The organism is Isoptericola sp. NPDC057391 (genome assembly GCF_042668085.1).
In the GTDB taxonomy this organism is placed as follows: domain Bacteria; phylum Actinomycetota; class Actinomycetes; order Actinomycetales; family Cellulomonadaceae; genus Isoptericola.
The window spans coordinates 1-5,762 of sequence record NZ_JBHVBO010000228.1; the positions used below are offsets into that span (position 1 = coordinate 1).

The following is a 5,762-nucleotide window of genomic DNA, read 5'->3' on the forward strand; positions in this document are numbered from 1 at the left end:
TCCTCCCGCTGCGGGGCGGGGGCCCGGGCGCGCCGGGCCCGCGGCGTGCGGTCAGGAGCCGGCCTCGATCGCCGTGGGGGCGGCGGAGTGGCTCACCTCGATGCGGCGCGGCTTGGCGTCCTCGGCGACGGGGATGGTCAGCGTGAGCACGCCGTCGGCGTAGGACGCCGAGATCTGGTCCAGCGCCAGCCCGCGGCCGAGCGTGAGCTGCCGGGCGACGGTACCGGTGGCGCGCTCGCGCAGCAGCCACTGCCCCTCGCCGGAGCGCGGCGTGCGCTCGGCCCGGATCGTCAGTGTCCGGTCCTCGCACGAGACGTCGATGCTGCCCGGGTCGATCCCGGGCAGGTCGACCGCCAGGACGTAGTGGTCGCCCTCGCGGAACAGGTCCATCGGCATGCCCGGAGCGCTCCGGCCGTTCAGGGCGAGCGAGCCGAACAGTCGGTCCATCTCCTGGAACGGGTCCCGGTAGGTAGCCATCGCGCATCACCTCCTCGTCATGAGGCCGCGCCCGCGGCCCCTGTCGCGAAACGGCGGGCCGGGCCCTCCGGCGTCGCCGTGGCTACACCCGAAGATTTAGCACTCTCTGGGGGAGAGTGCCAGATCCGCGATGATCGCCGTCGGCGAACGCCGGAGGCCCGCGCCGGTCAGGCGGTGCGCCGCACCTCGTCGAGGAACTTGCGGGTGTGCTCGCGCAGGGCGGCGACGCGCCGTTCGACGATCGCCTCGCGGACGCCGTCGTCGTCGCGCCCCGCCTCGGCGAGGGTGGGGCGACGGCGCGCGTTGCGGGAGCAGCGGAAGTCGCTGCAGATCAGCGTGCCGACGGTGTCGCCCTTGCGGCCGGCGGCGCCGCCGCGCTTGGCGACGAAGAGCTGCACGTCGCGGGTCTCGACGACGTCCTCGCACCACGCGCACATGGCGGCGCGGCGCGGGCCGGTGCGCTCGGTGGCGCGCAGGAGGACGCCCACGGGCTCGGCGGCGGGCTCGTCGTCGAGCGTCATGACGACGTACGCGGCCAGGGGCTGCTTGCGGTCGCGCCAGCCCAGGTAGTCGAGGCGGTCCCAGTCGACCTCGGCGAGGTCGGGGACGATCATGCGCTGCCGCTCGCTGCGGGTGGCGTTGACGAGGGAGGCACGGAGCTGCTGCTCGGTGAGCGGGGTCATGGGAATCGGCTTTCAGGTGAGCGGGGGTGGGCATGACGAAGCCCCGCACCGCCTCACCTGCCGTCCCACGGGGGGCTCAGCCGGAGGCGGTGCCGGGGCAGGCGGGACTGCCCGAGCAGGCCTGGTGGCCCACCCCGCTCCCTGCGACGCCCGGCATCGCTGTCTCCTCGCTCGTGTGGAAAGTCGTGGTCCGCTCGCGCCTCCGGGGCACGACCGGCCCTTCCATGGTGGCACGGGACCGTCGCCCGGGTCGACGTCTATTGCGTCACCCGGGCGACGGCACCGGTCAGAGGGTCGCGCGGACCTCGCGGGCGGCGGCGACCAGGTGGGCGAGCGCCGGCTCGACCTCCGCGTACCGGCGGGTCTTGAGCCCGCAGTCGGGGTTGACCCACACCAGCGCCGGGTCGATCGCCTTGACGGCGAGCGTCAGCAGCTCGGTGACCTCCTCGGACGACGGCACGCGCGGGGAGTGGATGTCGTAGACGCCCGGCCCGATGCCGCGGGAGTAGCCGGCGTCGGCGAGCTCGGGCACGATCTCCATCCGCGAGCGGGCCGCCTCCACGGACGTGACGTCGGCGTCGAGGCCGTCGATCGCCCCGATGACCTCGCCGAACTCCGAGTAGCACAGGTGCGTGTGCACCTGCGTGGCCGGAGCGACGCCCGACGTCGCGAGCCGGAACGACCCGACCGACCAGCGCAGGTACTCCTCCTGGTCGGCGCGGCGCAGCGGCAGCAGCTCGCGCAGCGCGGGCTCGTCCACCTGCACGATGCCGATGCCCGCGGCCTCGAGGTCCGCGATCTCGTCGCGCAGCGCCAGGCCCACCTGGTTCGCGGTGTCGCCGAGCGGCTGGTCGTCGCGCACGAACGACCACGCGAGGATCGTCACCGGGCCGGTGAGCATGCCCTTGACCGGCTTCTCGGTGAGCGACGCCGTGTACGCGGACCACTCGACGGTGATCGGGGCCGACCGCCGCACGTCGCCCCACAGGATCGGCGGGCGCACGCAGCGCGACCCGTACGACTGCACCCAGCCGTTCGCCGTCACCGCGAAGCCGTCGAGCTGCTCGGCGAAGTACTGCACCATGTCGTTGCGCTCGGGCTCGCCGTGCACCAGCACGTCGAGGCCCAGCTCCTCCTGCAGCGCCACGACGCGCTCGATCTCCGCCCGCATCGCGGCGGAGTAGTCGGCGTCGGGCAGCTCGCCCTTCGTCCACGCGGCGCGGGCCTTGCGGATCTCGGGCGTCTGCGGGAACGAGCCGATCGTCGTCGTCGGCAGCGGCGGCAGGTTCAGCCGCGCGGCCTGCGCGGCCGCCCGCTCCGCGTACGGGCCGCGGGCGAAGTCGGCGTCGGTCAGCGCGGCGGCACGCTCGCGCACCTCGGGCACGACGACGCCCGCCGCCGTCGCGCGCGAGGCGACGGCGGCCGACGACGCGGCGAGCGCGTCCGCGACGGCGTCCCGGCCGACCGCGAGGGCACGGGCCAGCGTCGCGACCTCGCCCACCTTCTGGTCGGCGAACGCCAGCCAGTCGCGCAGGCGCGGGTCGAGGGTGGTGCCCGGACCGTCACCGAAGACCTCGTCCTCGACGTCGTGCGGCACGTGCAGCAGCGACGTCGACGTGCCGACGGCGAGGGCCCCGGCGCCGAGGCCGCGCAGCGACTCGACGGCGTCGAGCTTCGCGGTGAGGTCCGCGCGCCAGACGTTGTGCCCGTCGATCACGCCGGCGACGAGGGTCTTGCCCTCGAGCCCCGGCAGCGGGCCGGCGGGGGTGGCGCCCTTGACCAGGTCGATCGCGACCGCATCGACGTCGGTGCCCGCGAGCAGGGCGAGCCCGTCGTCGCCGAGCCCGCCGAACGGCGCGGTCACGAGGATGGCGGGCCGCTCACCGTCCGTGTCGTCGGTGGCTTTGGCGAGGCCGGTCGCGAGCACCCGGTACGCGGACCGGACGGCGTCGTGCAGGCGCTCCGCGGGCACGTCGAGGGAGTCCGTGACGAGCGCGGGCTCGTCGAGCTGCACCCACGGCACGCCGACGGCGGCCAGCGCGCGCAGCAGCTCGGCGTACGCGGCGACGACGTCGTCGAGCCGGTCGAGGGGGTGGAACCCGTCGCCCGCCTCGTCGGCGGCCTTCGACAGGGCGAGGAACGTCACCGGGCCCACGAGCACCGGGCGGGTCGTGACGCCGGCCTCCAAGGCCTCGGCGTACTCCCGCACGATCCGGTGGTCGGCGAACGAGACCGGCGTCGTCTCGCTGATCTCCGGCACGAGGTAGTGGTAGTTGGTGTCGAACCACTTGGTCATCTCGAGCGGGGCGTCCTCGCCGCGGCCGCGGGCCACGGTGAAGTAGCCGTCCAGCTCGAGCGAGCCGTCCTCCTCGTCGAGCAGGTCGCGGAACCGCTCGGGGACGGCGCCCAGCAGCGCGACGACGTCGAGCACCTGGTCGTAGTAGGAGAACGACCCGGGCACGGAGCCGTCGTCAGGGTTCAGGCCGAGCTCGACGAGGCGGCGGGCCGTCTCGCGCCGCAGGCCGCCGGCCGTGACCTCCAGGTCGACGGCGTCGGTGCGGCCGGCCCAGAACGACTCCACGGCCTTCTTGAGCTCGCGACGGCGCCCGATGCGCGGGTAGCCGAGGATCGTGCCGCCCGGGAAGGCGGCGGTGGTGGGGCTGGTCGATGGGGTGGACATGAGCACTCCAGAGTTCGGGCTCCGCTCAGACGGCGGGAGCCTGGGTCGGGATGCTCGGTACCCACGGCCTTCTGGCCAGGTCCGTGCCGTCCGACGGGGCGTCGGCCGGCGCCGGTCCGCCGAGGTGGACACCCTCGAGCAGGTCCAGAGCGGGACGGTACTTGTTGAACGTGTACACGTGGATGCCGGGGGCGCCCGCGTCGAGCACGCGCTGGGCGAGCTCCACGGCGCGCGCCGTCCCGTAGGCGTGCTGCGCCTCCGGGTCCGGCAGGGCGTCGAGCGCGTCCAGCAGGTGCCGGGGCGCGCCGACGCCGGTGAGCTCCTCGACGCGACGGAGCCGGCGCGGCTCGGTCGTGGGCAGCTGCCCGGCGAGGATCGGGATCGTCACCCCGGCCGCGCGGGCCTCGGCGACGAAGTCGGTGTAGGAGTCGGCCTCGTAGAACAGCTGCGTGATGGCGAAGCTCGCCCCCGCGTCCTGCTTCTCCTTGAGGCGGCGGACCTCCTGGGCCCGGGTGGTGCCGGCCTGCACGTTGCCGTCGACGAACGTCGCGACGGCGATCGTCATCGGACGGGCGGCGCCGCGCAGGGCGGCCCCGGGGTCGGTCGCGCACCGCCGGGCCTCGACCTCGCGCAGCAGGTGCACCAGCTCGATCGACGAGGCGACGCCGTCGGCCGGGGGCTCCCAGTCCGGCTGGTCCTTCGGCGGGTCCCCGCGCAGGGCGAGGAAGGCGCGGGTGCCGGCGTCGAGGAAGTCGTCGATGACGGCGGACACGTCCTCGCGGTGCGCGCCCACGCAGGTCAGGTGGGCCACGGGCAGGACGGGCGTGCCCTCGAGCAGGGTCGCGACGACCTGGCGGGCGGTCGCCCGGTCACCGCCGCCCGCGCCGTACGTCACGGACACGAAGTCCGGGCGCGCGGCCACGAGTCGGCGCGCCGTCTCCCAGAACTTGGGGGCGGCGTCCGGCCGGCGCGGCGGCATGAGCTCGAACGAGACCGTCGGGCGTGCCGGCAATGCCGGCTGACCTGCCGGGGTGGGCGAAAGGGATGCCTCTGCGACCATGCGTCACTCCATCGATCCTGGCGTGAGCACCTTCGTCCTCGGGAGGCTTCCGTCGGAGAACGGGTTGCTGCGGCGTCGTCGAGCCAGGACTCTCGGCCGCTCTGGATGGCTTGTCACGTGATCGTACGCAGCATCCGCGATGCGGGCGAGGATGAGACCGCCTGCTGAGACGATGTCCGATGCCGGGCGGGCGGGAACGCCCTGCTCAGGGCACCAGCACGACCTTGCCGCCCGCGTGCCCGGTCTCGACGAGCTCGTGCGCCCGCGGCGCGTCGGGCAGCGGCAGCACCGCGCCGACGGTGGTCACCAGGTCGCCGCGGGCGAGGGCGTCGACGGCCTCGGCGAGCTCGCCGGCGTCGCGCTCGGACCGCCAGCTGGCCTCGACGCCGAGGTCCGCCGCGGCGTCGTCGGCGATGGTGACGATGCGGTCGGTGCCGCCACGCAGGGCGATCGAGTCGGGCAGCACGCCCGCCCCGGTGGTGTCGAGGACGGCGTCCACGCCGTCGGGCGCCATCGCCCGCACACGCTCGACCAGCCCCGCGCCGTAGGGGGTGGGCGTCGCGCCGAGGGCGGCGACGCGGGCCTGGTTCCGCGGCGACGCCGTGCCGATCACGCGGGCGCCGCGGCGCACGGCGAGCTGGACGGCCACCTCGCCCACCGACCCGGACGCCCCGTGCACGAGCAGCGTCTCGCCGGGCCGGACGTCGAGGAGGCGCAGCACGCGGGTCGCGGTCTCCGCCGCCACGGGCAGCGTCACGGCGGCGGTCGCGGCGAGCCCGTCGGGCACGCGCGCGAAGACCGCCGTCAGGGCGAGCTCCGCGTACCCGCCGCCGACGGCGAACCCCACCACACGGTCGCCCGG

5 protein-coding genes and 1 riboswitch are annotated in these 5,762 nt (G+C 75.0%); all 5 genes read right to left on the reverse strand.

What is annotated here, in order from left to right:
* Nucleotides 1-51: 51 nt before the first annotated feature.
* A complete protein-coding gene (locus tag ACFUVW_RS19025) occupies nt 52-477 on the reverse strand; it encodes an Hsp20/alpha crystallin family protein (RefSeq protein ID WP_430572870.1) in 426 nt (141 codons plus the stop codon).
* A 167-nt stretch (nt 478-644) separates the two neighbouring features.
* Nucleotides 645-1,160, reverse strand: coding sequence for an FBP domain-containing protein (locus ACFUVW_RS19030; RefSeq protein WP_430572871.1), 516 nt, complete (start codon nt 1,158-1,160; stop codon nt 645-647).
* A gap of 286 nt (nt 1,161-1,446) precedes the next feature.
* The gene (gene metE / locus ACFUVW_RS19035; protein WP_430572872.1) at nt 1,447-3,840 is read right to left on the reverse strand and encodes a 5-methyltetrahydropteroyltriglutamate--homocysteine S-methyltransferase; all 2,394 of its coding nucleotides are present in this window, start codon (nt 3,838-3,840) and stop codon (nt 1,447-1,449) included.
* Nucleotides 3,841-3,865: 25 nt separating this feature from the next.
* Complete coding sequence (locus tag ACFUVW_RS19040) at nt 3,866-4,852, reverse strand: methylenetetrahydrofolate reductase (protein WP_430572873.1); 987 nt, start codon at nt 4,850-4,852, stop codon at nt 3,866-3,868.
* A gap of 53 nt (nt 4,853-4,905) precedes the next feature.
* Nucleotides 4,906-5,012: riboswitch (SAM riboswitch) on the reverse strand.
* A 93-nt stretch (nt 5,013-5,105) separates the two neighbouring features.
* A partial coding sequence (locus ACFUVW_RS19045; RefSeq protein ID WP_430572874.1) for a zinc-binding dehydrogenase occupies nt 5,106-5,762 on the reverse strand: 657 nt, incomplete at its 5' end.

Coding starts and splice junctions, on each gene's coding strand:
- ACFUVW_RS19025 (WP_430572870.1), bottom strand. CDS start 477: ATGGCTACCTACCGGGACCCGTTCCAGGAGATGGACCGACTGTTCGGC.
- ACFUVW_RS19030 (WP_430572871.1), bottom strand. CDS start 1,160: ATGACCCCGCTCACCGAGCAGCAGCTCCGTGCCTCCCTCGTCAACGCC.
- metE (WP_430572872.1), bottom strand. CDS start 3,840: ATGTCCACCCCATCGACCAGCCCCACCACCGCCGCCTTCCCGGGCGGC.